Genomic DNA, 26,842 nt, shown 5'->3' with positions numbered 1-26,842 from the left:
CCCGGGTGGAATGCGCCGGATTCCGGGCCCCGGCCCGGCCTCCCACCAGGCACCCGCCCGGACCGCAGCCGGCGGGATCGGGAATTGCGGACCGGTTCCGGTGCGCGGTCGGCAGGATTGCGGACGGGGGAACGCCGACGTGGGAGGGGGCGTGCGGATGAACCAGGCGCGCGCGGTGATCAAGGCGGTCCGGGGCGCGTGGTCGGCGCTCGGCGATCCGCTGTACGTGCCGACCGGCCACTTCTACTCGCCGGTCCCGGGGCGGGAGGACATCGCGCGGGCGGTCGGTGTCGACCGGGGTCCGCGCGCCCTGCCCGGGATCGACCTGCGCGAGGCGCACCAGCGGGAGCTGGCCGGAGAACTCGCGCCGAGGTGGAGCGAGGTGCCCACCGGCCCGCACCCGGACTGGCGCTACCGGCCCGACAACGAGATGTTCGGCTTCGCCGACGCGGCCGTGTACTACTCGCTGCTGGCCCGCGCCAGGCCCCGGCGGGTGGTCGAGGTCGGCTCCGGCTTCTCGTCCGCGATCGCGCTCGACGCCGCCGACCGCTTCGCCCCCGGCTGCTCCTTCACGTTCGTCGAGCCCTACCCCGAACGGCTGCTGGGCCTGCTGGGCGACGGCGACCGGGAGCGGTGGGAGCTGGTCCGCAGCCCCGTCCAGGACGTGCCGCCGGCCGTGTTCGACGGACTGGGCAGCGGTGACGTGCTGTTCATCGACTCCACGCACGTGAGCAAGGCGGGCAGCGACGTCAACCACCTCTTCTTCGAGGTGCTGCCCCGGCTGGCGCAGGGCGTGCTGGTGCACGTGCACGACGTGTTCTGGCCTTTCGAGTACCCCGTCGAGTGGCTGCGGGAAGGCCGCAACTGGACCGAGAACTACCTCCTGCGGGCGTTCCTGTCCTACAACTCCGGGTTCGAGGTCCTGCTGTTCGCCTCCTGGTTGTGGGCGACCGAACGCGACTTCGTACGCGAGCGCCTGCCGCACGCGGCCGACCAGGCCCCCGGCAGCATCTGGCTGCGCAAGACCGCGGCCTGACGGACGCGGCCCGGACGCGGGGACCGCCGGCGGCGAGGTGCCGCCGGCGGTCCGCTGCCACGCAACCGGGCCGCTTACACCGACTCGAAGTTCCAGAACTGGTTCAGCTGGCCGTTGTAGTCCCACAACTGCACCTTCGTGCCGCTGCCACTGCCGTAGACGTCCCACACCAGGTTCGGGTACTGGGCGCTCTTGGCCAGCAAACCCGGCTTGCCCGGCACGGTGTCGAACCGCCACCGCTGACCGATGCTCCCGTCGCACTGCGCGCGCTCCAGCGACGCGCCCTTGCCCCAACGACCGTCGACGCACCAGTAGTCGTTCGTGCGGATCTCGGCCGTGCCCTCGGGGTAGAACACGTAGTAGAACTTCTGGTTGGCCTGACCGTTGCAGTTCCACAACTGCACCCACGGTCCGGCACCGCCCGCGTAGACGTCCAGGCACCGGTTGTCGTGCGCCGAGTGGAGCACGTACCCGCTGGCGAGCGGCTTGACGTCGGCGTTGGCGGACGCGCCGCCCACCGCCGTCAACGACAACCCGAACAACAACCCCGCCACCAGGCGGACGAGCTTCTCCATCTGGGTCCATCCCCTCGTTCTGCCAGGTCACTGCCCTGGCGATGTGGACCCGTCCAAGCTCCCAGCCGACCGTTTCCCGGACCTTGCACGGTCCTTGCGCGGCCCGTGCCCGCTCGCGCTAGCCCTCCGGGTAGAAGACGAACAGGGTGCAGCCGGTGCTGGAGGAGGGCACGTGCCACGAACCGGCGGGGGCGTGCAGGAACGTGCCGGGCGGGTAGTCGCGTGCGCCGTCGTTGAACGTGCCCGTGACGACGTAGACCTCCTCCGGGCCGGGTTCGTGGACGTCGCGGTGCGGCCAGGACGTGCCCGGGTCCATCTCCAGCACGTTGGCGTGCGCGCCGCCCGCCCCGGTCCACAGTGGACGGACCCGGATCCCGGGGAAGAGTTCGCGGACCGGGGATTCCGCGACGGACGCGGACGTGTAGCCCTCCTGGGCGAGAATTTCGGGGTGCATGGCACCACGGTGCCGCGTGCGGGCCGTGGTGCGACAGTGGCGGTGAGGACACCATGGGGTACTTTCCTGCCATGCATCGCGTGGTGGCCCTGGTGCGGCCGGTGCAGTCGACGTTCGAGCTGGGCTGTGCCGCCGAGGTGTTCGGCACGTCCCGCGCCGGGGTGCCGCAGCACTACGAGTTCGAGGTGTGCACCGAGACCCCGGGCCCGGTGCCGACCTCGGCCGGGTACGCGATGTCGGTGACGCGCGGCCTCTCGGCGCTCACCTCCGCCGACACCGTCATCATCCCGGGCTGGACCCCGGTCGAGACGCCCCTCTCGGCGCGCGTGCGCCGCGCGCTGCTGCGGGCCCACGCGCGCGGGGCGCGGCTCGTCACGATCTGCACCGGGGCGTTCGCGCTCGCCCGCACGGGGCTGCTGGACGGCCGGTCGGCCACCGTGCACTGGGCGCGCGCCGAACAGCTGCGGCGCGAGTTCCCGGCGGTGCGCGTCGAACCGGACGTGCTCTACGTCGACCACGGCGACGTCGCCACCAGCGCCGGAGCGGGCGCGGGCATCGACCTGTGCCTGCACCTGGTCCGCCGGGACCACGGGGCCGCGCACGCCGCCCTCGTCGCGCGGCACATGGTGATGCCGCCGCACCGCGACGGCGGCCAGGCCCAGTACGCGCCGCCCCCGCCGCCCGCCGACGCGCTCGACGGCCTGCTGGAGTGGGCCGGCGCGCGCCTGGGGACGCCGTTGTCGGTCGCGGACCTGGCCGCGCACCTCAACGTCTCGCCCCGCACCCTGGCCCGGCGCTTCGCCGACCGGCTCGGCACGACGCCGGGCGCGTGGCTGCTGGCCCGCCGGGTCGCCGAGACGCGCACCCTGCTGGAGGAGACCGACCTGCCCGTGGAGGCGATCGCGGCCCGCGTCGGCCTCGCCTCGGCGGTCAACCTGCGCCGCCGGTTCCGCGCCCACGTGGGCACGACCCCCGGTGCCTACCGGCGCGCGTTCCGCCTCACCTGAGGCCCGTGTCGAGGCCCGGCCGGTCAGTGGCCCCGGAACGCCTCCTCAAGCCACCAGGAGCCGCGCCGCGTGGTGACCTTGGCGTCGATCAGCAGCGGGGTGTCGCGCGGACCGTCGAGCCAGTCGGCGACCCCCGCGAGGTCGTCGCGGTGGCGCACGGTCAGCGCGCGGCAGCCGAAACCGCGCCCGATGGCGGCCAGGTCGGTCTCGGCGAACCGCACGGTGTCCAACGGGTGGCCGTCCGGCCCGAAGTGGTGGATCTCGGCACCGTAGCCGGCGTCGTTGTACACCACCACGACCATCGGCAGGCCGAGCCGGACCACGGTCTCCAGCTCGGCGATGCCCATCAGGCCGCCGCCGTCGCCCAGCGCCGCGACCGGCAGCCGGTCGGGTTCGGCCAGCGCCGCGCCGATCGTGGTCGCCAGGCCCAGCCCGATCGACTGGAACGCCTGGGTGAAGCAGAACCCGCGTTCGTCGGGCACCGAGAGGAACGCGCTGGGGTAGCCCATGAAGTTGCCCGAGTCCACGCCCACGACCCGTTGCGCCGGGAGCAGATCGTCCAGCCGGGCGGACAGCGCGCGCGGGTCGATCCGGTCCACTTCGGACTCCTCGGTGTACGGGACGTCCCGCCACCGCCCGGAAACCGCGATCCGCTCGGCGAGCGCGGCCGAGCGGTAGCCCGACGACTCCTCGACCGGCACGGCGGCGGCGACCGCCCGCACGTCGCCGACGACACCCAGGTCGACCGGCCGGTGCGCGCCGATGGCGTCGGCGTCCAGGTCGACCTGCGCGACGGTCGCGCCGGGGCCGATCAGGCTGCCGTGCCGCATGGTCCACATGTTCAGCGCGCAGCCCCAGCCCACCACGAGGTCCGCGCCGGCGATCAGCTCGACCGCGAGAGGGGTGGCGAAACCACCGGAAATGCCCAGGGACCAAGGGTTTCCGACGAACAGGCCGTTCGCCACGGCGGAGGTCGCCAGCAGCGCGCCGCACCGCTGGGCGAGGCGTTCCAGCTCCGCGCGGGCGTGCCGGGCACCCCGGCCGGCGACGAACACCGGCCGGCGTGCCCGGGAGATCGCCGCGCCGAGCGCCTCGACCGACGCCGCGTCGGGCGTCGGCGGCAGGTACGCCGGCAGCGGGTCGAGCGGGACGGCCGCCGCCGGTGCGGACTGGTGCTCCAGCGGCAGGTTGAGCACGACGGTGCGACGCTCGTGGGTGGCCCGGCGGACCGCCCGGACGACGGTGTCCACGGCGGACTCGGCGGAGGTGACGCGCTCGGCGACCGCGCCGACGGAGGTGGCGAGCGCGGTCTGGTCGACGTAGAAGTTCGAGTGCGGCGAGGTGACCTCGGCGGCCAGCACGACCATCGGCGTGCGGCTCTTGGCGGCCTCGGCGATGCCGGTCATCGCGTTGGTCAGCCCGCAGCCCTGGTGCACCGACAGCACCCCGAGCCGGCCGCTGGTGCGCGCGTACGCGTCGGCCATCGTGGCCGCGCCGCCCTCGTGCCGGGCGGCCACGTACCGCGCTCCCCCGGCGACCAGGGCGTTGGTGACGTGGAAGTTCCCGCTGCCGACCACGCCGAAGACGTGGTCGGCACCGAGGTCGGCCAGCGCGCGGCCGACGGCGTCCGCGACGGTCATCGTTCGACCAGGGCCAGCACCCGCGTCGGGCTGCCCGACCCGCCGACGATCGGCAGCGGCGCGGTGAGCACCACGGCACCGGTCGGCGGCAGGTCCGCGAGGTTGCGCAACTGCGTCAGGCCGTACTTGCCCGCGCCCAGGAGGTAGGAGTGGCACGGGAAAGCGGGCTCGAAGGAGTGCGCCGCGCCCGCGTCCGTGCCGACGGTCTCGACGCCGACGCCGATCACCGGGGCCTGTTCGGCGAGCCAGCGGGCGCACTCCGGGGAGATGCCGGGGCTGTGGCCGCCGTTGACGAAGTCCGCCTGGCTCTCCCCGCGCACGTCCCAGCCGGTCCGGTAGAGCAGCCAGCCGCCGTCGGGCAGCGGGCCGTGCTCCTCCTGCCACTGCCGCACGTGCTCGACCTCCAGCAGGAAGTCCGGGTCCTGCGCGGCCTGCGCGGAGAAGTCCAGCACGACGGCGGGTGCGACGAGCTTGCCGGGCGCGACCTGGGAGACGTCCTCCCCGTCGCGCGCGGTCACCCAGTGCACCGGGGCGTCGAAGTGGGTGCCGGTGTGCTCGCCGGTGTGGATGTCGTTCCAGTACCAGGCCGGTCCCCGGTCGTCGTAGCGGCTGATCTCCTCCAGCCGGAACGGGATGGTGTTCGCGAACGGTTCCGGGAGCTGCAGCAGCGGGGTGCCGGAGTGCAGCGGGGCGGTCAGGTCGACGACCTCGACCCGTCCCGAACCGAGCGCGCCGAGCAGGTCGGACAGAATCGACATCAGCCTCTCCCATCTCACGGAGCTGTGGGCCGCCGTGCGTCGTCGGTGGCGGCCCTGGTCACGACGTCGAGGGACCGCTCGACGCGCAGGGTACTGGGGTCGTGTCGCCTGACGTGTCGCGCGACACGTCAGGCGGGCATGTTCTCCGAGGGGCTGCCGGCGGGCACGAACACCCCGAGCAGCCGGAGGAAGCCCTCGTCGCCGAGGTTCTCCACCAGGTGGTGGACGCCGGCCGGGAGGTAGAAGCAGGTGCCCGCGCCGACCTCGGACGTCGCGCCGGCGATCTCCACCTGGCCGACACCGGAGAGCACGAACACCATCTCGCTGTAGGGGTGGAAGTGCATGGGCGTGCGCAGGGTCGGGATGTACCCGACGAACTGGGTCACGCCCGAACACCCCTTCTCGGGGTCGAACAGGGTCTGGTACTCCCGGTCGCTGACCGCGTCCTGCTTGACCTGGTCGGCGAGGTCGATCGACGGGCGGTACGCGCCGCACGCCACGTCCGGGTGCTGTTCGGCCGAGACCGACACCAGCACGACCTCGCTGTCCGTGGTGATCTCGTAGGTGTCCTCGCCGACCACGAGCACGGCCAGTTCCGCGCGCAGCGCGTGGCTTTCCCCGTTGGTGTGCAGGGTTCCCTCGCCGGAGAGCACGAACAGGGTCTCCAGCCGCCCGGCACCGGGCGAACGCGGCTTCGACCGGCCCGCGCGCACGTGGTAGACCGCTTGGCGCAGACCGTTCTCGTCGTCGCGGTGGGTGTCGCGGACGTCGACGGTGTCACCGTCCGCGCGGGACGGCTCGACCTCGCTGTAGTGGAAGACCTTGCTCACGACCGGACCTCGACTTTCAGGGTGACTTCGGCGTTGTAGAGGAGCCGGACGGGGCAGGTGCGCTCGGCCTCCTCGGCCATCTCGCGCAGCCGCGCCTCGTCCGCGCCCGGCGCGTGCACCACGCAGGACAGCTCGACGGTGGGGATGCGGAAGCCCTCGGGCGTCTGCACCAGGTGGACGACGGCGATCGCGTCGACGGCCTCGACCGGGGTGCCGTTCTCCTCGGCGAGGTTGGCCAGCGACATCGAGAAGCACCCGGCCAGCGCGGAGCCGAGCAGCTCCTCGGGGTTGGTGGCGGGTTCGTCGCCGACCCGGCTGCGCAGGCTGAACGGCAGGGACGCGCCCCGCCGGCCGAGGTCGAGCGTCCCGCTGCCGGTGGACGCCGGGCCGTGCCAGCTCGCTCGGGAGGACTTGCGGATGTGCAGCACCTTCAGGCTCCTCGGTTCTTCGCGCGGTAGTCGGCGATCGCCGAGCACACCGCGTCCACATCGGACTCGTCGTTGAAGTAGTGGAACGCCAGGCGCAGCACCGTGCCCCGGGGTGCCGCGGCGATCCGGCGGGCGGCCAGGTGCGCGGCGAGGGCGTCGGGGTCGTCGTCCAGCAGCGCCACCTGCGGGCCGGGGTGGGCCGGGTCGCGCGGTGCCCACACCCGCTCGCCCGCCTCGACCAGCCGCCCGGTGGTCAGCGCCGCCAGCTCGCCGACGTGCCGTTCGACGTCGTGCGCGTCGACCCGGGACAACAGCCGCATGCCCGCGTTGGCGCCGTAGACGGCCGGGATGCCGGGCGTGCCGGTCTCGAACCGGCGCGCCTCGGTCGGGTAGTCGACCGTGCGGGGGTCGAACCGGAACGGGTCGACCCGGCCGAACCAGCCGGTGAGCTGCGGCGGCAGGTCGTCGGCCAGGCCGCCCCGGGCGTAGAGGAACGCGACGCCCGGCAACCCCAGCAGGTACTTGAGCGCGCCGGAGACGAGGTAGTCGCAGTCGAGTTCGCGGACGTCGACCGGGAGCACCCCCGCGCCCTGGTAGGCGTCCACGAACACCCGCGCGCCGACCTCGTGCGCCTTGCGCACCGCCTCGCGGACCGGCAGGCGCGCGCCGTTGCGGTAGGAGGCGATCGGCACCGACACCAGGCCGGTCCGCTCGTCGATCGCGTCGAGCAGTTCGGCGGTGTCCACGCAGGCGTCGCGCTCGGGCACGTGGGTCACCCGCGCGCCGCGCGCCGCCTGGGCCACCCAGACGTGGCCGACCGACGGGAACTCCATGTCGGTCGTCACGATCCCGGGCCGGGCCGCCCAGTCCTTTGTGGACGCCACCTGGTAGGCGCCGTCGGAAGCGCAGTGCACCACGGCGATCTCGTCGGGGTCGGCGTTGACCAGCGCGGCGAACTGCCGCCGGGCCAGGTCGACCTCGGCCATCCACAGGTCCCACGGCGCGGCGTGCTCGCGCATGGTGAAGGTCATCTCGGACAGTGCGGTCAGCAGTTCGCCGGACAGCGCGCCCTGGCTGCAACTGGCCAGGTGCACGGTGTCGGCCAGGACGGGGAAGCACTCCCGGAACTGGCGGCTGGTGAGTTTCGCTGGCATGACACCTCAAAACTTTTAGTGTGACTAAACGATGGTAGGTAGCCTTCCCGAGCCAAGTCAAGGAGGCGTTGACACCGCCACCACGCGGCAACACACTGCCGGAAGCCGTTCCGGCCCACTGGACTCCGGCAGGTGACCATGACGACCTCGCCCGGCCCGCCACCACCCGCCGACCCCGGACCGCCCGGCCTGCGCCGGGCGCTGACCGGGCGGCAGCTCGGCATGATCGGCCTCGGCGGCGCGATCGGCACCGGGCTGTTCCTCGGCTCCGGCCTGGCCATCTCGCGGGCCGGGCCGGCGACCGTCGTCGCCTACGCGCTGTGCGCGCTGGTCGCGTTCGTCCTGGCCTGGGCGCTGGCCGAGATGGTCGTGGTGCACCCGGGAGCCGGCTCGTTCGGCGCGATCGCCCACCGCTACCTCGGGGCGCGGGCCGGGTTCGTGCTGCGCTGGACCTACTGGACGATCCAGGTCATCGCGGTCGGCGGCGAGGTCGTCGCGGCCGGGCTCTACGTCCGGTTCTGGTGGCCCCAACTGCCGCTGTGGCTGCCGACCGCGGTGTTCTCGGTCGTCGTGCTCGGCGCGAACGCCCTCGCCGTCCGGTTCTTCGGCACCGTCGAGTACTGGTTCGCGATGGTCAAGGTGGTCGCGATCGTGGTGTTCATCGCCCTGGGCGTCGTGCTGATCGTCTTCGGACTGCCCCGGGCTCCCGCCACCGGGCTCGCGAACCTGACGGCACACGGCGGTTTCCTCCCCCACGGGGTCGAAGGGCTGTTCCTGGCCATGGTGTTCGTGCTGTTCGGCTACATCGGCACGGAAGTGGTCGCGGTGACCGCCGCGGAGTCGGCAGACCCCGGGCGGGACGTCCCCCGCGCGGCGCGGCGGGTGGTGCTGCGGCTGGTGCTGTTCTACGTCCTGGCCATCGCGGTCGTGCTGACCGTCGTGCCCTGGGAGGTGACCGCGCAGGGCCGCTCCGTGGACACCAGCCCGTTCGTCCGGGTCTTCGCGAGCGCCGGCGTGCCCGCCGCGGCGGCGATCACCAACTTCGTCGTGCTGACGGCCGCGCTGTCCAGCGCGAACACCAACCTCTACCTCACCACCCGCATGGTGCACTCCCTCGCGGGCGACGGCTACGCGCCGGCGTGGGCGGGCCGGCTGAGCCCGTCGGGGGTGCCCCGCAACGCGCTCCTGCTCGCCGCGCTCGGCCTCGCCCTGGCCGCCACCCTCTCGGTGACGGCGGCGGACACGGCCTACCTCGTGCTGTTCGGGATCTCGGTGTTCGGCGCGCTGGTCGTGTGGATCATGATCCTGGTGACCCACTGGAAGTTCCGCGGGTCCGCGCCGCGCCCGTCACCGGTGCGCCTGTGGGGCGCGCCGGTCACCACCGGGCTCGCCGCGCTGTTCCTGGCCGCGGTCCTGGTGTCCACGGCGTTCATCGACGGCCTGGACACCGCCTGGCCCGCCGGCGTCCCCTTCTTCGCCGCCCTGGTCGTGGCGCACCTGGTGGTCGACCGGCGACGGCGGGCCGGCCGACGCGCTCAGTAGCTCGGCGGGGTCACCGAGAGCAGGAACCGCACGGGTTTCGCGGTCTCGTTGAGGTACCGGTGCGGCAGGCGGGAGTCGAAGCTCCCGCTGTCGCCCGGCTTCAACTCGTAGCGCTCACCGTCGACCTCCAGCACCAGCCGACCGGTGAGCACCACCACGCACTCGTCGGACGGGTGGCTCCAGCCCGACTCCGAGGACACCGCGCCGGGCTCCAGCAGCCCTTCGAGCACCTCGATCTTGCCCGAGCCCGCCGACACCCGCTGGTAGACCAGACCACCCTGCGGTGAGCGGATGTCCATCCGGCGGTCCTTGCGCACCACCGCGACCCGCTCCAGGTCGGTGTCCTGGAACAGGTTGAACACCGGGGTGTCCAACGCCCGCGCGATCCTGCGAACGGTCTCCAGGCTCGGGTCGGTGATCCCGCGCTCGACCTGGCTGATCAACCCGACCGACACGTCGGCCGCCTTCGCCAGCTCGGTGGCCGTCATCGACCGCGCCGCGCGCAGCTCCCGAATCCGCTCGCCCATCACGGTGTGTGCCCTCCCATCGTCGTAGATCCGGTCAGACCCTAGTCACCGAGCACCGGCAACACCCGCTCACCCAGCAAACGGATCGCCGCGTCGGGGTCCGGGCCGAGCGGGCCGCCGATGCTGAGCTGGGTGACGCCCGCCGCGACGAGCCCGCGCAGCCGGTCCGCGACCTCGTCCGGGGTCCCGACGACCGCCAGGCGCAGCATGTCGTCGGTGACGAGCTTCGCCGCCGCGTCGACGCCCTCGGCCTTGAGCGCGGCGGTGACCGGGGCGAAGTCCGCCGCGCCCAGGCCGGCCACGGCGAGTTCGTGATCGGACAGGTACGGCCCGAAGAACGCGATCGTCGGGCGGATCAGGTCGCCCGCCACCGCCGGGTCGTCGGCGACCGACACCCAGACGCAGCCCGCGATGTCCACTTCGGACGGATCGCGGCCCGCCGCCGCCGCACCGGCCCGCACCCAACCGACCACCTCGGCGGCGGTCTCCGGCGGGAACAGGATCGGCAGCACGCCGTCGCCGTAGCCGCCCGCCGCGGTGAGGAACTCCTCGCCGTAGGCCGTGACGTGCAGCGGGATCCGCCGCCGGGGCGGGGTGAAGCCGAGCGCGCACCCCGGCTGCCACCGGAAGTGCTCGCCGTCGGTCGGCGCCTCCTCGCCCGCGATCAGCGCGCGGATCAGCCGGACCGCCTCGGCCGTGCGGCCGGGGATGGTCGCGCCGTCGATGCCGAGCCGGGGCACCATCCCGTCGGTGTGCGAGCCGATCCCGGCCAGCGCCCGCCCGCCGGAGAGCAGGTCCAGCGTGCCGAGGTGGGCCGCGATCTCGGACGGGTCCACCGTGGCCGGGTTCATGCCGAGCGCGCCGACGTGGATGCGCGACGTGCGTTGCGCCACGGCGGTGCACAACGACCAGGTGTGCAGCATGAACGGATCACTGGCGAACCACACCTGGTCGAACCCGGCCTCCTCGGCCGTGACGGCCAAGTCGACCAGTTCGGCCGGTCCGCCGACGAACTGGGTCAGCCGGATGCTGGTGACGACCACTTCTGACGCACCTTTCGCTTGTGACCGCCGGAACCCCGGGCGAGCCGGTCTCCGACGTTGTCGCCGAGGATGGTGAACGCGAGCACCACGAGCGCGATGGCGAGACCCGGGAACAGCGAGTACCACCACGCGTCGAGCATGAAGCCGAGACCGTCGCTGGTCATCACGCCCCACTCCGGTGTCGGCGGCCGCGCGCCGAGACCGAGGAAGCCCAGACCCGCGCTGGCCAGGATGACGAACCCGACGTCCGTGGTGGCCAGCACCACGACCGGGCCCATCGCGTTGGGCAGCACGTGCCGCAGCAGGATGCGCCGGGTCGGCACGCCGAGCACGACCGCGCTGTCCACGTAGGGCCGTCGCCGGACCGACACGACCTGTCCGCGCATCAGCCGGGCGTAGGAGGGCCACCACACCGCGGCCAGCGCGATGGTGGTGTTGACCAGGCTCGGTTGCAGCGCGACCACGACCACCATCGGCAGCAGGATGTAGGGCACCGACAGGAAGACGTCGGTGATCCTCATGATCACCTCGTCCACCCAGCCGCCGCGGAACCCCGCGATCAGCCCGAGCCCGCCGCCGACGACGGTCGAGAACAGCACCACCGACACGCCGATCGCCAGCGAGATGCCCGCCCCGTGCACGATCCGGCTCAACAGGTCCCGGCCGTTGTTGTCGGTGCCGAGCAGGTGCTCGCCCGACGGCGGCTGGAGGCTGATCCCGAGGTCGATCGCGTTCGGGTCGTACGGCGCGAGCACCCCGGGGACGACCGCCATCAGCACGGTCAGCCCCAGCACCGCCAACGCGATCGCGGTCGACGGCCGCCACCCGGCCAGGCTGACCCGGCGGCGGATCCGACGCGGCACCTCGACGGTGGTCATGACAGCCGGACCTTCGGGTCGAGCACCGCGTGCAGCACGTCGACCAGCAGGTTGACCACGAGGAACGCCACGGTCGCCACGAGGGTCACCCCCATCACGGAGTTGTAGTCCAGCACGGTGATCGCCTCGTAGGCGTACCGGCCGACGCCCGGCCACTTGAAGATCTTCTCCACCAGCACCGACCCGCCGAGCAGGTAGCCGAACGCGAGCCCGGTGACCGTCACGACCGGCATCAGCGCGTTGCGCAGCGCGTGCACGTAGACCACCCGGAACTCGGGCACGCCCTTGGCCCGCGCGGTCGCCACGTACGGCTCCGCCAGCGCCTCCAGCATGGACGCCCTGGTCGTGCGCATCACCCGGGCCAGCGTCGGCAGCGCCAACGTGGTCGCGGGCAGCACCAGGTGGTGCAGCACGTCCAGGAAGCCCGCGCCGTCACCGCGCAGGATCGCGTCCAGTGACGCGAACCCGGTGATCGCCTCGGTCGCCCCGGCCGAGGTGGCCTGCCCTTCGCTGGGCAGCCAGCCCAGCTGGGCGTAGAAGACCACCACCAGCACGATGCCGACCCAGAACACCGGCACCGCGACCCCGGCGAGGCTGAGCACCCGACCCAGGTGGTCGAAGAACCCGCCCCGGCGGGTCGCCGCGAGCACCCCGAGCGGGATGCCCACGGCGAGCGCGACGACCAGCGAGGCGACGGTCAGCTCGATCGTCGCGGGCAGCGCGTCCATCAGGTTGGCCAGCACCGGCTGCTGGTTGGTCAGCGAGTCGCCGAGGTCCCCGCGCACCAACCGCGTCAGGTACAGGCCGAACTGCGTCACCAGCGGCTGGTCCAGCCCGGCCTGTTCGCGGATCCGCTGCACCGCCTCCTCACTGGCGTTGAGCCCGGCCAGCACCCGGGCCGGGTCGCCCGGGACGATGTGGGTGAGCAGGAACGTGATCACCGAGACCGCCAGCACCAGCGGAATCGCGATGAGCGCCCGGAACAGCACGAATCGGCCCATGGACTACGACCGGGACTGGCCGGGGAGCCAGAGCCCGCGCTCGACCGGCTCCCAGAAGTTCAGCGTCACGTTGTCCAGGAACGGCTCGTACGGGTCCACCTTCTTGTACTCGGCGTACGGCCCGGACCAGTCCTTGCGGCGCTCCTTGTAGGCGCGGCGCTCGGCTTCCGAGTGGTACTCGAACAGGATGGTGTACCGGCCGGTGGGCGTCAGCGTCGCCGGGTCCACCTCGTGGTAGTAGGACGCGCCCTTCCACTCCGGGAACAGTTCGGCGCGGTGGTCGGCCACCCAGCGGAACCAGGTCCGCATCCCCTCGTGGTACTCGGCCGGGTCGACGCCGTCGCGGATGGTCCACGACTCGACCTCGATGATGCTGTTGTCCTCTGCCATGATCAGCCCTTCGCCACGGTGAACAGGTCCGGCCGCGTCAACGCGGATTCCTTGTAGTTGCTGATGTTCTTGCGCACCGCCCGGCGGTCGACGTCCTGGTACAGCGGCAGCCACGGGGCGTCCTGGCTGATCTGCGCCGACGCCGCGAGCCAGTCCGCGTCCTGCGCCTTCGGGTCGGCCGAGCCGCGCGCCCGGTCGAGCAGCTGGTCCACCTTGTCGTTGCGGTAGTGGGCGAGGTTGCCCTCCACCGACCGCGACGCCTTGCCGTGCAGCTTGCCGTAGAGCAGCGCGTCCGGGCTGGCGTAGTTCAGGGTGGACTTCCAGGAGAAGAACGGCAGTTCGCCCTTGCCGACCTTGTCGATGATGGTGGACAGCGGGAGTTCGCCGATCGCGCACTCGATGCCGACCTCCTTCAGGTTGGCCTGCATCACCTCCGCGATCTGCTTGAGCGTGCCGTAGCCGGGCACGTAGGTGCTGTCGATCTTCAGGCCGTTGCCGTGCCCGGCCGCCGCGAGCAGCTCCTTGGCCTTGGCCACGTCCCGCTTGTAGACCACGATGTCCTTGTGGTCGGTGTACCCGTCGACCAGGCTGCCGGGGATCGGGCCGCGCAGCGGGATGCCGCTCTCCTTGACCACGTTGGCCATGATCGCCTCGTGGTCGATCGCGTAGCAGATCGCCTGGCGCACCCGGACGTCGTCGAAGGGCGCCTGCTCGGTCTGGAAGATCCAGTAGGTGATGTCGAGCAGCGGCGTGGCCAGGATCGTGACGTCGTCGCGCTGCGCGAGCCGCTCGATCAGGTTGACCGGCAGGTTGCCGACGATGTCGAGGTCGCCGCGCTCCAGTTGCAGCGCGGCGGTCGAGGGTTCCACCGGGGAGCTGAACAGCACCCCGGAGAGCTTCGGCTTGCCGCGCCAGTGGTTGTCCGACGCCTTGACCTCGATCACCTGGTTGGGCGTCCACCGGACGAACTGGAACGCGCCGCTGCCGGCCATGTTGCGGGCCAGGTACTTCGCCGCCGTCGGGTCGGCCTGGGTCTTGTTCGCGGCCACGACGGCCGGGTTGACCACCGAGCCGACCGCGTCGAGCGCGAGGGTGCGCAGGAACGGCGAGAACGGCGCTTCCAGCGTGATGACGACCGTGCCCGCGTCCTTGGCGACGATGTTGCCCGGCTTGACGTGGTCCACCAGCAGGTCGCTCGCGCCCTGGCCGACCTCCATCGTGCGGCGCAGCGAGGCGACGACGGCGGCGGCGTCCAGCGTGCTGCCGTCGGAGAACTTCACGCCCTGGCGGAGGTGGAAGGTGTGGCCGATGCCGTCCGGCGTGACCTCCCACCGCTCGGCGAGGCCCGCGGAGACCTCCTTGCCGTTGCCGGTCAGCTCCAGCAGCCGGTCGTAGACGTTGTGGATCACGATGCCGGAGTTGGACTCGCCGGTGGTGGCCGGGTCGAGCCCCTTCGGCTCGGCGGACAGCGCGTAGCGCAGCGTGCCGCCGACGGTCGACTGGGTCGTCCTGGTGTCGGCGCAGGCGGAGGCGAACGGGACGAGCAGGGCGGCCCCTCCGGCCGCGCGCAGGAATCCCCGTCTGTTCAGGGGTGAGTGGTGACCGGTCACGATTGTCCCTCCGTGGGGATGTGCGAGCGGCGGATCTGGGGGAAGAGGCAGGCGGCCGCGTGGTTCGGGGTGAACGCGGCCAGGTCGGGCAGCCGGGTGCCGCACTCCGGCCGGGCGTGCGGGCACCTCGGCCGGAAGTGGCAGCCGTCGGGCGGGTTCATCGGGCTGGGCGCCTCGCCGTCGAGCCGGGTCGGCTCGCCCGGCGTCAGGGTGGGGATCGAGGCGAGCAGGGCTTGGGTGTAGGGGTGCACCGGGGATTCGAAGATCTCTTGCGCGGTACCGGATTCGACGATCCGGCCGAGGTACATGACCGCCACCCGGTCGGCGATCTGGCGCACCACGGCCAGGTCGTGGCTGATGAAGACGTAGGAGATGCCGAGGTCGGCCTGCAACCGGCGCAGCAGCGCGATGATCTGGGCCTGCACCGACACGTCCAGCGCCGAGGTCGGCTCGTCGCAGATCAGCACCGCCGGGTGCGGTGCGAGCGCCCGCGCGATGGCGACCCGCTGCCGCTGCCCGCCGGAGAGCTGACGCGGGTGGTGGCCCGCCATGGCGGGGTCGAGGCCGACCCGTTCGAGCAGTTCGGCCACCGCGACCCGCGCGGAGGTGACGCCCTCGGGCAGGCCGTGCACCTCGTACGCCTCGCCGATCAGGTCGCCGATGCTCATCCTCGGGTTGAGCGAGGCGAACGGGTCCTGGAACACCATCTGGATCCGCTTGCGCCGCGGCCTGCGTCGGCGTTCCGGCAGTCCGGCCAGGTCGACGTCGTCGAGCACCACCCGGCCGGACGTCGGCTCTTCGAGGCACACCAGCGTTCTGGCCAGAGTGGACTTCCCGCACCCCGATTCGCCGACCAGGGCCAGGGTCTCCCCCCGGCCCAGCTCGAAGCTGACGTCGTGCACGGCGCGGACGAGCCCGTGCTTGCGTCCATTTCGGACCTTGTAGTGCTTGACGACGTTCTCCGCGCGCAGCAACGGATCAGCCACCGGCCACCTCCTCCGCGCGGTGACACGCGACCAGGGAACCGTCGGCCAGGGCGCGCAACACCGGTTGCTCGACGCGGCAGAGGTCGACGGCGAACCGGCAGCGCGCCGCGAACGCGCACCCGGTGGGCAGCACCGCCGGATCCGGCGGGGATCCCGGGATGGAGCCGAGTTCCTCGACCCGGCGTTCCACCCTGGGCACCGATTCCAGCAGCGAGATCGTGTACGGGTGCCTGGGTGTTCGGTAAAGCCGTTCCAGGGCACCGGTTTCCACCACCTGGCCGGCGTACATGACCGCACCGCGCGACGCGACCTGGGCCGCGACCGCGAGGTCGTGGGTGATCAGCACGAGGGCGGTCTGGTACTCCCGGCGCAGTTCCTGGAGCAGCTCGATGATCTGGGCCTGCACCGTGACGTCCAGCGCCGTGGTCGGCTCGTCCGCGAGCAGCAGCTCCGGGCCGAGCGCGACGGCCATCGCGATCACCACCCGCTGGCGCATCCCGCCGGAGAGCTGGTGGGGGTATTCCTTGGCACGCCGCTTCGCGTCCGGGATGCCGACCTTCGCGATGAGGTCGGTCGCCTGCTCGCGCGCGGCTTTCTTCGACGCCCCGGTGTGCACGCGGAACATCTCGGCGATCTGGTCCCCCACCGTGAAAGAGGGGTTCAGCGCGGTCTGCGCGTCCTGGAAGACCATCGCGATCCTGCTGCCGCACAGCGCACGGCGACGCTTGGCGGGCAAGGAAAGCACGTCCTCGCCCCGGTACACGATCCGCCCGGCCACCTCGGTTCCCGGGTCGAGCAGTCCCATCACCGCGCGGGCGGTGGCGGTCTTGCCACACCCGGACTCGCCGAGCACCGCGACGGATTCCTTGGCAGACAGGGAAAACGACACCCCGCGCACAGCGGGGACCTCCCGTTCACCGTGGAAGGTCACGCGCAAGTTCTCGATCGCGAGCAGTGCGGTGTCGGAAGTGGACTCGTTCATGCCGCCTCCACCCTTGCAGATTTTGGGAAGGCTAAATCCGTTTAGCTACACTGTCAACGCCTGTTCGAGCGGTACCCGCGTGCGGAGTCCGGGCGGGCACCGCGAAGGGCACCGGCGGGCACCGGCGGCGCCGTCCGGGGGATCAACCGTTTGCGCTGGTCAACCCGCTGCGACCGGGACGTCGACGGCGGGCGCGGGCAGGTGGGCCGCTGGGCGCGCGGGATCCGCGCGGATCGGGCCGGCGCGGGGCCGCACCGTGGTCGGGCGGTAACCCGGTGCACAGGTACGGGCCCCCACAAGGAGAACCCGTACCGACCGGGCCGCGTGCTACAGGTCGCCGTCCATGACCAGGACGAGGGAATTCCCGCGCGGGGAGGCACAACGCCTCGGCGACGCCGGGCCCTCGCCCACCCGTTCGACCCACCCGGCGAGCCGGTCGAGCGCCTCGTCCAACTCCTCGCGGACGTCCTCGGGCTCGTCCAGGACGTCGCCGTCGTCGTCCGCGAACGCGTCGTCGGGCAGGTCCGCGAGCGTCGCCCGCCACGCGGGTTCGCCCGTCGCGGTCCGCCGCCCGAACTCGGCCCGCACCTCGGCGAGCACGTCGGGCGACCACTCCGTCACCACGGGCCACCCCGCCACGGGCTGCCCGTCCCGGGGCCACGGCCACGGGAAGTTCGGCGTCCCCCACCGACCCGCGAGCGCGGAGAGCCCCAGGGCGTCGAGGGTGGCCTCCCAGTCCAGGAACATCGTCTCCTGCACCCAGATCGGCTGCCCCGCGTACACCGGGTCGCCGACCGCCGTGAGCACCGGGACCAGCAGCCGGACGACGTCGCCGGACTGCTCCCGGTCGAGCCGCCCGGCGAGCACGTCCCGGGCGAGCGCGGCCGCGGTCGTCCCCGGCCGGCCGTGGCCGAGGTGGCGGTCCAGGCCCTCGACCGCGCCGTACCGGTCGCCGAGCACCTCCTGCGCCGGCAGACCGGAGCCGACCAGCTCCCACAGCAGATCCGGGTCGACGGCGAACCCGGACACCTGGCGTTCCGACACGAGCCTCCTCCTCACGTGCGATCCACTCGCCGGAGAATAACGAGCTGCGGCGTTGACGCCCGGGACGACCGAGGTGATCATCGGCGTCATGCGGGAGGAACCCCTGGCCGGCGGGAACGACACCGAGGAGGTCGTCCGGATCGGCGACACCGTGCACCGCACGCGCGGACCGCGCGCGGACTTCGCCGCCCGGGTGCTGCACCACCTGGAGTCGGTCGGCTACGCCCACGCGCCACGCCACCTGGGCGTCGACGAGAAGGGCCGGGACGTGCTGAGCCACCTCGACGGCCGGACCACCGACCACCCCGCCCAACGCGCCGCCGGGGCCTACGCCCGTGCCGGGACGATGCTCCGCCGGCTGCACGACGCCACCTCGGGCCACGCCCTGGCCGGCGACCAGGAGTGCGTCGTGCACGGCGATCCGGGCCCGTTCAACACGATCGTCCGGGACGGCCTCCCGGTGGCCTTCATCGACTGGTCGGGGTGCGCCCCGGGCCGGCGGCTGGACGACCTCGGGTACCTGGCGTGGACCTGGTGCGTGCAGACCCGGGGCAACGTGCCGATCGCCGACCAGGCGGCGCACCTGAGGGAACTGCGCGACGGCTACGGCGACACCGGGCCGGAGCAGCTCATCGCCGCGATGATCCGGCAGCAGACCCGGATCGTGGCGCGCGAGACCGCGAACCTGGCCGATTCGAGGCTCTCCGCGCGCCGCCGCGAACACGCCCGCGCCGCCGTCGCCCGGGCCACCTCGGACCGCTCGCTGATCCGTCGACATGAGACAGTGCTGCTCGCCGCATTGCGCTGACGCGCGCCGGACACGAAGGACCGCGCGAATGCCGGGAACGACATCGACGCCGTGGAGTGCGGTCCGGCGCTAGAAACGGTCGGCGAACAGAATTCGGGCCACTTCGGTGTCGGTCGCCCTGCCCTCGTCGTAACCGCCTTCGCCGGCCAGGTTGTTCATCACGGCCACCGTGTAGCGCTCGCCCGGTCCGACGAAACCGACCGTGTTCATCACCCAGCCGCCCTCCTCCTCCGACCAGCCGTCCTTGGTGCCCGGGTTCGCGGACGCCCCGGCACCCCAGACACCCCACTGCTGGACCGGACCCACCGAGCGCATCTCGTCCACCACGTACGAGCGGTCGGCGGCGGGCAGTTCGGCCAGCACGTACCCGATCAGCCGGTCGAGGTCGTCGGTCGTGCACTTCTGGAAGCCCCAGTACGGCGACGACGGGTTCGCGGGGCGCAGCGACGTGAGGCCGTAGGACGGGAACGCGGCGTTGAACGCCCGCCGGTCCGCGCCCGCGTAGCGCTCCCACAACGCGTCGGCCGCGTCGTCGTCGGAGTCGTGCAGCATCGCGGTGATCAGCGAGTGGTCCTGATCGGACAGCGAGATCCCGCCGTTCCGGTCGCGCCGCAGCAGGTCGACGGTCATCGCGAGCTTGATGGTGGACGCGGTCCACACCAGGTCGCCGGCGTGCTCGTTGCGCCACACCGCACCGGTCTGGCGGTCGCGCAGGACGATGCCGACGTTGCCCGGCCGGCCCGCGACGTAGCGCTTCACCGACGCGATCCGGCGTTGCAGGTCGCAGTCGAACCCCGAGTCGGGCTGCGGGCAGTCCTCGCCCTGGGCCGCGCCGGCGGACGTCGGGGCCACCGACGGCGTCGTCGTGGGCGCGGTCGACGCGGAAGCCGATTGCGACGACGAAGGGGCGCCGGAGGTCGCCGACGCCCCGACCGACGACGAGGACGGGATCGGAGCCGCAGCCTCGACCGCACCACCACACGCCGTGACCACCAACAGACAGGCGACAAACACCGGCCAAGCACGCAGATGCACCACGGCAGGTTACGCGGACCGCCCGATGCCGTCGACCATCCGCCTCCGATCATCCGACAAACGCAGGACGTCAATTCGCATACCGACGTGAATTCACGGCAAAACGGACGTGTGAATACCCGGAACGCGACGAACGCGAAAAGCGGCGCGCCCCGGATACCCGGTGGCGGTGCGGGTCAGCCGCCGACGGTTCCCGCCGGCCGGGGATCGGCGCGGACGGCGTGCCAGGTGCCGTCGCGGCCGTCCACCGGGCCGTGCTCGGCCACCGGACCCCACCCCGGCGGCCAGGAGGAGTCCGGCGGCACCGGGTGGGCCGCCACGGCGTCGGCGAACCGGGCGCGCCCGGCGAACCTCGCCCCGTCGAACCCGACCTCGCCGCCGAACACCGCCGCGTCGAACACGGCGTTCCCGGCGAAGGTCGCTCCGCCGAACCAGGCGTCCGCGCCGAACACCGCGTCGCGGAAGCCCGCCGGACCGCCGAACACCGTCTCGTCGAACCCGGCGTACTCGGCGAACCGCGCCCCTTCGAACCCCGCGTGCCGGGCGAACGCCGTGCCGCCGAACCGGGCGGCCCGGGTGAACTCCGCCCCGTAGAACACGGCGTGGTCGGCGAAGCTCGCCCCGTCGAACCCCGCCTCCCCGCCGAACACCGTGCCCAGGCACCGGGTGCGCCCGGTGAACGCGGCCCGGTCGAACCGGACGCGCCGGGGCCGGCAGTCGGTGAGGTCCAGGTCGAGGAGGGTGGCGCCGGTCAGGTCCAGGTCGGTGTCGGGCCAGAACGTGGCCGCGGGGTCGTCGGGATCGGGTCCGGGGCGCAGGTGGTCGCACAGGACGCGCTGCGCGGTGACCCGGACCTCGCGTTCCCGCACCTGGTCGTCGTACCGGGCGCGGGCCCGGTCGTCGGCGTCGGCGGCGGGCGGGCCGCCGGGCAGCGCGCACGGCATCCGCAGGTAGCCGCACAGCAGGTTCACCACCGCCTGCCGCAGGTCCGGGCGGTCCGGGCTGCCCTGTGCGAGCAGTTCCAGCGCGTACACGCCCGCGAGCCGGACGGCGGCCTGGTCCGACCCGAGCCGCTCGGCGCTGCGGGCGTACAGCTCGGCGGACCGGCGGGTCTCGGCCGCGCGGGCGGCGCGGTCGCGGCCACGCCGCCACCGCGCGGCCCCGGCGACCGCGAGGGCCACCAGCCCTGCGGCCGGTGCCGCCCAGCGCAGCGGGGGCGTGGGCGGCGGTGTCGGCTGGGCGCGCTCATCGGTCACCCCGAGATCATGGCCGGTTCCGCCGCCGCCATCCGGGTCGGACGCCGAATGGTTGCCGAACGGCGTGCGGCCGGTCGAGGTCAGGAGAAGGCGACGGCCACGGCCTCGGCCTTGGTGCCCACGACCGCGCCCTGCACGTCCTTCATGAAGTGGACGATCCGCGGCTCGCCCGAAGGTCGTGGTTCCTCGGCGGGCGGGGCCTCCTTGAGTTCCTTGAGCACCTTCTTCAGCTGCTGCTCCAGGGCCTGCGAGTCGTCGGACAGGAACTCGTCACCCTGGGCGACGGCCCCGGCGCGGACCCAGACGTCGGTGTTCTTGGCGAGCAGCGCGACCTTGAAGACGACGTCGGTGCGCGTCCCGACGGGCACCACGCTGATGGACGACAGGTCGACCGAGATCCTGGGCTGCTCGGGGCCGGAGCCGCCCAGGCCCAGCGCCTTCCCGTCGAGGCCGAACGGCGGCTGGCCCCCGCCGCCCGCCTTGGCCGCCGCCCGCGCGATGACGACGGCGGCGTAGGCGAGTTCGGCTTTGGCCTTGAACCAGTCGGTGCCGCTGGACGGGGGCGGCTTGCGCCGGCCGTCCAGGTACGCCCCGACGGCACCGACCGGGTCGACCGACTGGGCCTTCAGCTTGCGCTCGTACGCCTCGCCGGTCAGGGCGTCGTTGCGGCTCTCGGAGGACAGGGCCTGCGGCGAGACCACGGCGTAGGACACGTCGTCCTGGCGCAGGGCGTCCGCGACCTCGGTGGAGTGGGCCGCGCCGACGTTGAGCGCGACCGGCGTGCAGTCCTCGACCTTGGTCTTGACGATGTCGACGGTGGCGTCGGTCATCGTCCGGCTCCGCTGGGCGGCGGTGTCGAAGAACGTCCGGGCCCGCTGGAACCCCGCGCGGTAGGCCGAGGTGTCGGCGCCCACCAGCCGGGCCTTCTCTTCCAGCTCGGTGCCCAGCGCCCGCATCTCGGCGGTGGTGACGACCGGGACCTTGCGGCCGAGCAACCGGTACCGCTCGCTCGTCCACGGGCTGGAGTCCACGATGGCCCGGATCGCCTCCTCGTCCTTGTCCTGGTCGAGCAGCGCGGTCACCTGCGTCACCTGGGACGGCGTCATCGTCATCGCGGCGATGGCCGTCAAGTACCCGGTGTAGGCCCGCTCGTCCTCGGCCGAGATGTCGACCTGGTGCTCCTGCTCGCGCTCGACCGCGTGGAGGGTGAAGCCGGGCAGCACCATCGCCGCGAACTCCGCGGCGCTCACCTCCCCGTCCTTGAGCAGCTGCAACGCCACCGCCCGCCGGACGCCCGGGTCGGGCAACGAGGTGAACCAGCCGAGGTCGGGCAGCGGCTTCTCCACGACGCTGCCCTCCAGCGCCAGGTGCCGCAGGCCGGCGGTGCGGTGCAGGCGGTTGAGCATGATCGCCAGCTCGACCTGCCCGCCGCGCGAGGCGTGCTGTTCGTCGAGGACGACCACGAACGGCCGGGCGGACCCCTTCGCGTCGCCGAGTTTCCCGACCTCCGCGTAGGTGCCCGGGTCGACCGTGAACGACGCCCCGGCTCTCGCGCACGCCTGGCCCCGGTCGGGTTCCGGGGACGAGGTGCAGGCGGTCGTGCCGTACCCGGTCAGGATCGCCGCCATGGCGACCGATCCCGCCCACAGCAGCCGGCGTCGGCGTTTCATCGGATTCGTGCTCCTACTCGTCGTGGTCAAATCCGGAGTGCTTCCCGGATCGCGAGTCGCTCGATTTCGTAGAGGGGCCGCAATGCCCGCAGGGCGTCTTTCGCCTCCGGCGTGCCCAATCCGGCCAACTCCCAGATGATCCGCCCGCGCTCCTCGTGGTCGACGTTCGCGTCGAAGAGGCGCACGAGCTTCGGTACGGCGTCTTCGCCGACCGGCTCGGTGAAGAACCTGGCCGGGAATTTCGCCGCCCGTTCCAGGTAGACCGCCGGCGTCGCGCGGGTTCGCGCGAGGTAGCCGGCGGCGCGGTCGATCGCCGACGGCAGCCGGCCCAGGTGCGCGCACAGGGCGTCCGCGCCGGCGAGGTCGGCCTCCGGCCACTCCTCGCGCACCAGCCGGGACAGCAGCGCCACCGCCTCGTCCGGCGGCGGCGCGGCCACCGGCACGGTCGCCACGCCGCGCCACCCGCGCGTGCGGCGGGAGGTGATCACGACCGTCCCGGTCGTCACCCGCTCCAGCAGCCGTGCCGCGTCGGCGGGGCCGGCCAGGTCGTCGAGCACGAGCAGCCACCGGTCGTGCGAGGCCAGCCAGCGGATCCCGGCCTCGGCGTGCTGATCCGGCGTCGAGCCGGGCGGTTGCGGCGCGAGGGCCCGCGCCAGCTCGGCCAGGCCGGTGTCGAGCGCGGTGGCCGAGCCCGCGCCGATCCACCACACCGGGGCGAACCGGCCGGCGGACGCCCCGGCGAACCGCGCCACCAGGGCGCTCTTGCCCACCCCTTCCGGACCGTGCACGGCGACGACCGCGGTGCCGGCGCCGGCCTCGGCGACCGCCGCGTCCAGCCGGGCCAGTTCGGCGTCACGGCCGACGAACACGCCCGGCGCGGCCAACACCCTCCGGGCACCCGGGGGGACCGCGACCGATTCCATCGGCGGCGGGTCCGACGCGGGCCGCAGCGTCAGCACGGTGACATTTCCGAGTGCCTGCACGACGCTCGACCCGCCGGACGCAGTACCGGTCTGCCGAACCCCATCGGGCAGGCGACCACTGCCGGAGTCGACCAAAAATCCACCTCGTACCCGAAAACCGGCCCCCTGGCCGGAACACCGCCACCAAAACCCAGTCGGCACCCGGCCACAACGCAATTCTGCGGGCAGCGGCATTCACGGGCGGTGTTCGACCCGAACGTGTCAATCCGATTCAGGTGGCGCGCGACAACGAGCGGTGTGGCGCTGTCGATCTCGACCGCGACCGGCGGGCGGTAATTGCTTTGACATTCAACGAAAGCGCGCCGCCCGCCGGACCACCGCGATTTCCGGGCCGGACTGGGTGATCACCCTGATGTCCGGCGATTCCCGACGCCCTAGCTTTCACCGGGGACCCGGACCACGACGGTCCGGCGATCCGGTGTCGCGCACAGGGGGATTCGAGATGACGAAAGCCGGCAGGTGGGCGGCGGGGGCCGCCGCCTTGTACGTGCTGTGGGGGCTGCTCCACATGGGCCTCGGGCTGTCGACCGTGATCGGGGACCTCGCGGACGGCGGGCCGAACGGGGAACTGGCGGCCGAGAGCCTGATGTTCTTCATCTGCGCGGCGGTGTTCGGCGCGCAGGCCGTCGTGGTCGCGGTGACGATGAACCGCTTCAACAGCCGCGCGGGCTACTGGCTCAACACCGCCGTGCTGGGTGTGGTCGACGTGGCGTTCCTGCTGGTCCTCGTACTGCCCGGCCACGTCGACCTGGTCGGCGGGACGTCGGGGCCGGTCATCTGGCTGGTGGCCACCGCGTGCGCCACGGTGGCCCTGCGCCGAGGGCCGGAGGCCGTCCGACCCGGCCGGCGCTGACCGGTTCCCGGGCCGTCAGCTCAAGCAGAGGCAGAACGGGTGGCCCGCCGGGTCGAGGAAGACCCGGAAGGTCGTGCCGGGCTGGTGGGGGTGCTTGGTCGCACCGAGTTCGAGCACCGCCGCCTCGCCCGCGTCGAGGTCGTCGACCACGACGTCGAGGTGCATCTGCTGGGGCGACTCCTGCGACGGCCACTTCGGCGGCGTGTAGTCGGCGACGCGCTGGAAGCAGATGCACTGCCCGTGCTCCGCGCGGAGTTCGACCCAGTCGGCGGAGGCGTCGACCTTCCAGTCGAGCAGCACGCCGTAGAACTTCGCGAGGGCGTCCGGGTCGGGGCAGTCGATGACGATGCTGGGGAAGCGTGCGATGGCCATGGCGGTCATCGTAGGAGCGATTCCGGACGATCACCGTCCGGAATCGCCGCCGCGCGGCCGACCGCACCGTGATCGCGGCGACACGCCCGGGTCGTGCCCACGACCAGCGTGTACGCTCGTTTTGAACACGTTCAAAACGAGGTGGTCATGAAGATCGTCATCCCCGGCGGTTCCGGGCACATCGGCGGCTTCCTGGTGCGGGCCCTCTCCGCCGCCGGGCACGACGTGGTCGTGCTCGGCAGGCGGAGCGGCGTGCGGTGGGACGGCCGGACCCTCGGCGCGTGGGCCGCCGAGGTGGACGGCGCGGACGCGGTGGTCAACCTCGCCGGCCGCAGCGTGAGCTGCCGGTACACCCCGGCGAACCTCCGGGAGATGATGGACTCCCGGGTCGACTCGGCACGGGTCGTCGGCGCGGCGATCGCCGGGGCGGCGCGCCCGCCGAAGGTCTGGCTGCAGATGAGCACCGCGACGATCTACGCCCACCGGTTCGACGCGCCGAACGACGAGCCGACCGGCCGGATCGGCGGCGACGAGCCGGGCGTGCCCGACTACTGGGCCTACAGCGTCGCGATCGCCCGGAACTGGGAGGCCGCCCAGGCCGCCGCCGACACGCCCGCGACCCGCAAGGCGGCGCTGCGCACGGCGATCGTGATGAGCGCCGAGCCGGGCGGGGCGTTCACGGTCCTGCGCACGCTGGCGCGGACCGGGCTCGGCGGCCCCGTGGCGGGCGGCGCGCAGTACGTGTCGTGGCTGCACGAAGAGGACTTCGTCCGCGCGGTCGAGTTCCTGCTGACCCACGACCTCGCCGGCCCGGTGAACCTGGCCGCGCCACACCCCTTGCCCCAGCGCGACTTCATGCGGGAGCTGCGCGCGGCGTGCGGGGTGCCGTTCGGGCTCCCCGCGACGAGGTGGATGGCGGAGCTGGGCGCGTGGGCCATCCGGTCGGACACCGAACTGCTGCTCAAGAGCCGCCGCGTGGTGCCGACCCGGCTGCTCGACGCCGGTTTCACGTTCCGCCACGAGACGTGGGCGGACGCGGCGCGCACCCTGGCCGGACGTTCCCGTTGACGGCGGACCCGCCGCACCGGCTCAACCGGCCGCCGGCTTGCGCGCCTCGATGAGGAACCGCCGGGAGATGGCGGTGAACGGGCCTTCGACCCGGATCCGGTCGTGGAGTGCGGCCAGGCGGTCGCGGTACCGCTCGACGGTGAAGTCCGGCACGAACCAGATCACCTTGCGCAGGAAGTAGACCACCGCGCCGACGTCGGAGAACTCCATTTTCGTCTCGGCGGTCCGCAGGTCCACGACCTCCAGGCCGGCCGCTTCGGCCTCGGCCTTCGCCAGGCCCGGCTCGCGCCCGCCCACGCCCAGCGGCTGCGGGCCCAGGAAGAAGTCGTAGACCTCGTGGCCGCTGTCCGGGCCGACCTGCTGCGAGAAGTAGGTGCCGCCCGGCGCGAGGACGCGGGCGATCTCCGCCCAGTGGGCGGCCACCGGGTGGCGGCTGGTCACCAGGTCGAACGTGCCGTCGGCGAACGGCAGCGGCGGCCGGTCCTCGTCGGCGACCACCACGACGCCCTTGGCCCGCAGGTTCTCCTGCGCCCGCGCGATGTTCGGCGGCCAGGACTCGGTCGCGACCATCGCCCGGGAAGCGCGCTGCGGGACCCCGGCCAGCACCTCTCCGCCACCGGTCTGGACGTCGAGGCTCACCCCGGCGCGGCCGAGCCGCTCCCCCATCAGCCGCTGGTAGCCCCACGGCGGGCGCTCCTCGGTGGCGCGGCCGTCGAGCCACGAGAAGTCCCAGCCGCTCACGTCGACGGCGGCGGCCTCGGCGATCAGTGCGTCGAATTCCTCGTCCACGATGGACCATGATCACACAGCGGACGGGGTGCGGCGGCGCGGAGACGTGGCCGACCAGGTCCGCAAGGGCTGGTGGGCGCAGGGCTCGGAGCCATCCCGTCGACGGCTGCGAAGTGCGGGCCG

The 26,842-nt window shown here is 72.7% G+C and carries 28 protein-coding genes; 6 read left to right on the top strand and 22 right to left on the bottom strand.

The window, feature by feature from the left end:
* The first annotated feature begins 157 nt into the window (after positions 1-157).
* Complete coding sequence (locus AC0HI0_RS08830; protein WP_480931793.1) at positions 158-1,036, top strand: class I SAM-dependent methyltransferase; 879 nt, start codon at positions 158-160, stop codon at positions 1,034-1,036.
* Between the two features lie 74 nt (positions 1,037-1,110).
* On the opposite strand, the gene AC0HI0_RS08825 is transcribed toward AC0HI0_RS08830, so the two are convergent.
* Together AC0HI0_RS08825 and AC0HI0_RS08820 are read right to left on the bottom strand one after the other, a co-directional pair.
* Positions 1,111-1,611 (bottom strand): RICIN domain-containing protein, encoded by a 501-nt coding sequence (locus AC0HI0_RS08825; protein WP_480931792.1) that lies wholly within the window; start codon positions 1,609-1,611, stop codon positions 1,111-1,113.
* A gap of 118 nt (positions 1,612-1,729) precedes the next feature.
* A complete protein-coding gene (locus AC0HI0_RS08820) occupies positions 1,730-2,065 on the bottom strand; it encodes a cupin domain-containing protein (RefSeq protein WP_480931791.1) in 336 nt (111 codons plus the stop codon).
* Between the two features lie 71 nt (positions 2,066-2,136).
* On the opposite strand from AC0HI0_RS08820, the gene AC0HI0_RS08815 reads away from it, so the two are divergent.
* Entirely contained in the window at positions 2,137-3,072 is a 936-nt protein-coding gene (locus AC0HI0_RS08815) for a GlxA family transcriptional regulator (RefSeq protein ID WP_480931790.1), read from the top strand.
* A gap of 23 nt (positions 3,073-3,095) precedes the next feature.
* Here AC0HI0_RS08815 and AC0HI0_RS08810 read toward each other — a convergent pair whose 3' ends face one another.
* The 5 genes from AC0HI0_RS08810 to AC0HI0_RS08790 form a co-directional block, all read right to left on the bottom strand.
* On the bottom strand, positions 3,096-4,712 hold the full coding sequence (locus AC0HI0_RS08810) for a thiamine pyrophosphate-binding protein (RefSeq protein WP_480931789.1): 1,617 nt from the start codon (positions 4,710-4,712) through the stop codon (positions 3,096-3,098).
* Entirely contained in the window at positions 4,709-5,470 is a 762-nt protein-coding gene (locus AC0HI0_RS08805) for a cyclase family protein (protein WP_480931788.1), read from the bottom strand. The genes AC0HI0_RS08810 and AC0HI0_RS08805 overlap by 4 nt, the downstream gene beginning before the upstream one ends.
* Before the next feature lie 128 nt (positions 5,471-5,598).
* On the bottom strand, positions 5,599-6,300 hold the full coding sequence (locus AC0HI0_RS08800; protein ID WP_480931787.1) for a cupin domain-containing protein: 702 nt from the start codon (positions 6,298-6,300) through the stop codon (positions 5,599-5,601).
* Entirely contained in the window at positions 6,297-6,728 is a 432-nt protein-coding gene (locus tag AC0HI0_RS08795; protein ID WP_480931786.1) for an OsmC family peroxiredoxin, read from the bottom strand. Before AC0HI0_RS08795 ends, AC0HI0_RS08800 begins: the two co-directional genes overlap by 4 nt.
* A 2-nt stretch (positions 6,729-6,730) precedes the next feature.
* Complete coding sequence (locus AC0HI0_RS08790; protein ID WP_480931785.1) at positions 6,731-7,882, bottom strand: aminotransferase class V-fold PLP-dependent enzyme; 1,152 nt, start codon at positions 7,880-7,882, stop codon at positions 6,731-6,733.
* Positions 7,883-8,020: 138 nt separating this feature from the next.
* Here AC0HI0_RS08790 and AC0HI0_RS08785 point away from each other — a divergent pair, with 138 nt between their 5' ends.
* Positions 8,021-9,424 carry an amino acid permease gene (locus tag AC0HI0_RS08785; protein WP_480931784.1) on the top strand — a complete coding sequence of 468 codons (1,404 nt, stop codon included), beginning with the start codon at positions 8,021-8,023 and terminating at the stop codon, positions 9,422-9,424.
* Here AC0HI0_RS08785 and AC0HI0_RS08780 read toward each other — a convergent pair.
* From AC0HI0_RS08780 to AC0HI0_RS08740, 9 genes are all read right to left on the bottom strand, one after another.
* Positions 9,418-9,951, bottom strand: coding sequence for a cupin domain-containing protein (locus tag AC0HI0_RS08780; RefSeq protein WP_480931783.1), 534 nt, complete (start codon positions 9,949-9,951; stop codon positions 9,418-9,420). The two genes, AC0HI0_RS08785 and AC0HI0_RS08780, sit on opposite strands and share 7 nt — an antisense overlap.
* 41 nt (positions 9,952-9,992) lie before the next feature.
* Complete coding sequence (locus AC0HI0_RS08775; RefSeq protein ID WP_480931782.1) at positions 9,993-10,994, bottom strand: LLM class flavin-dependent oxidoreductase; 1,002 nt, start codon at positions 10,992-10,994, stop codon at positions 9,993-9,995.
* The gene (locus AC0HI0_RS08770) at positions 10,970-11,872 is read right to left on the bottom strand and encodes an ABC transporter permease (RefSeq protein ID WP_480931781.1); all 903 of its coding nucleotides are present in this window, start codon (positions 11,870-11,872) and stop codon (positions 10,970-10,972) included. The genes AC0HI0_RS08775 and AC0HI0_RS08770 overlap by 25 nt, the downstream gene beginning before the upstream one ends.
* Positions 11,869-12,873 carry an ABC transporter permease gene (locus AC0HI0_RS08765; RefSeq protein WP_480931780.1) on the bottom strand — a complete coding sequence of 335 codons (1,005 nt, stop codon included), beginning with the start codon at positions 12,871-12,873 and terminating at the stop codon, positions 11,869-11,871. Before AC0HI0_RS08765 ends, AC0HI0_RS08770 begins: the two co-directional genes overlap by 4 nt.
* A 3-nt stretch (positions 12,874-12,876) precedes the next feature.
* Positions 12,877-13,263, bottom strand: a complete 387-nt coding sequence (locus AC0HI0_RS08760; RefSeq protein WP_480931779.1) for a hypothetical protein — start codon at positions 13,261-13,263, stop codon at positions 12,877-12,879.
* 2 nt (positions 13,264-13,265) lie between these two features.
* Entirely contained in the window at positions 13,266-14,873 is a 1,608-nt protein-coding gene (locus AC0HI0_RS08755) for an ABC transporter substrate-binding protein (protein ID WP_480931778.1), read from the bottom strand.
* The gene (locus tag AC0HI0_RS08750; protein ID WP_480931777.1) at positions 14,870-15,859 is read right to left on the bottom strand and encodes an ABC transporter ATP-binding protein; all 990 of its coding nucleotides are present in this window, start codon (positions 15,857-15,859) and stop codon (positions 14,870-14,872) included. Before AC0HI0_RS08750 ends, AC0HI0_RS08755 begins: the two co-directional genes overlap by 4 nt.
* The gene (locus AC0HI0_RS08745) at positions 15,852-16,841 is read right to left on the bottom strand and encodes an ABC transporter ATP-binding protein (protein ID WP_480931776.1); all 990 of its coding nucleotides are present in this window, start codon (positions 16,839-16,841) and stop codon (positions 15,852-15,854) included. Before AC0HI0_RS08745 ends, AC0HI0_RS08750 begins: the two co-directional genes overlap by 8 nt.
* Before the next feature lie 327 nt (positions 16,842-17,168).
* Entirely contained in the window at positions 17,169-17,885 is a 717-nt protein-coding gene (locus AC0HI0_RS08740) for a hypothetical protein (RefSeq protein WP_480931775.1), read from the bottom strand.
* 88 nt (positions 17,886-17,973) lie between these two features.
* Between AC0HI0_RS08740 and AC0HI0_RS08735 the strand changes: the two genes are divergently transcribed.
* Positions 17,974-18,693 carry a phosphotransferase family protein gene (locus AC0HI0_RS08735; RefSeq protein WP_480931774.1) on the top strand — a complete coding sequence of 240 codons (720 nt, stop codon included), beginning with the start codon at positions 17,974-17,976 and terminating at the stop codon, positions 18,691-18,693.
* A gap of 69 nt (positions 18,694-18,762) precedes the next feature.
* On the opposite strand, the gene AC0HI0_RS08730 is transcribed toward AC0HI0_RS08735, so the two are convergent.
* The 4 genes from AC0HI0_RS08730 to AC0HI0_RS08715 all read right to left on the bottom strand — a co-directional run bounded on the left by AC0HI0_RS08730 (position 18,763) and on the right by AC0HI0_RS08715 (position 23,541).
* The gene (locus tag AC0HI0_RS08730) at positions 18,763-19,545 is read right to left on the bottom strand and encodes a tat pathway signal sequence (protein ID WP_480931773.1); all 783 of its coding nucleotides are present in this window, start codon (positions 19,543-19,545) and stop codon (positions 18,763-18,765) included.
* A gap of 359 nt (positions 19,546-19,904) precedes the next feature.
* Positions 19,905-20,984 (bottom strand): pentapeptide repeat-containing protein, encoded by a 1,080-nt coding sequence (locus AC0HI0_RS08725; protein WP_480931772.1) that lies wholly within the window; start codon positions 20,982-20,984, stop codon positions 19,905-19,907.
* Positions 20,985-21,064: 80 nt separating this feature from the next.
* Positions 21,065-22,654: a hypothetical protein gene (locus tag AC0HI0_RS08720; protein WP_480931771.1), complete on the bottom strand. Its 1,590-nt coding sequence runs from the start codon at positions 22,652-22,654 to the stop codon at positions 21,065-21,067.
* A gap of 26 nt (positions 22,655-22,680) precedes the next feature.
* Positions 22,681-23,541: an AAA family ATPase gene (locus tag AC0HI0_RS08715; protein ID WP_480931770.1), complete on the bottom strand. Its 861-nt coding sequence runs from the start codon at positions 23,539-23,541 to the stop codon at positions 22,681-22,683.
* A 538-nt stretch (positions 23,542-24,079) separates the two neighbouring features.
* Between AC0HI0_RS08715 and AC0HI0_RS08710 the strand changes: the two genes are divergently transcribed.
* Positions 24,080-24,490 carry a hypothetical protein gene (locus AC0HI0_RS08710; RefSeq protein ID WP_480931769.1) on the top strand — a complete coding sequence of 137 codons (411 nt, stop codon included), beginning with the start codon at positions 24,080-24,082 and terminating at the stop codon, positions 24,488-24,490.
* Positions 24,491-24,505: 15 nt separating this feature from the next.
* Here the strand turns inward: AC0HI0_RS08710 and AC0HI0_RS08705 are convergent, their stop codons facing one another.
* Positions 24,506-24,871, bottom strand: a complete 366-nt coding sequence (locus AC0HI0_RS08705; protein WP_480931768.1) for a VOC family protein — start codon at positions 24,869-24,871, stop codon at positions 24,506-24,508.
* 138 nt (positions 24,872-25,009) lie between these two features.
* On the opposite strand from AC0HI0_RS08705, the gene AC0HI0_RS08700 reads away from it, so the two are divergent.
* Positions 25,010-25,930 (top strand): epimerase, encoded by a 921-nt coding sequence (locus tag AC0HI0_RS08700; protein ID WP_480931767.1) that lies wholly within the window; start codon positions 25,010-25,012, stop codon positions 25,928-25,930.
* A 21-nt stretch (positions 25,931-25,951) separates the two neighbouring features.
* Here the strand turns inward: AC0HI0_RS08700 and AC0HI0_RS08695 are convergent, their stop codons facing one another.
* Complete coding sequence (locus AC0HI0_RS08695) at positions 25,952-26,719, bottom strand: class I SAM-dependent methyltransferase (protein ID WP_480931766.1); 768 nt, start codon at positions 26,717-26,719, stop codon at positions 25,952-25,954.
* Between the last annotated feature and the right edge of the window lie 123 nt (positions 26,720-26,842).

This window comes from Saccharothrix sp. NBAS 001, assembly GCF_056640475.1.
Note: the sequence above shows the minus strand (reverse complement) of the source record. Positions and strands in the feature narration are given on the sequence as shown.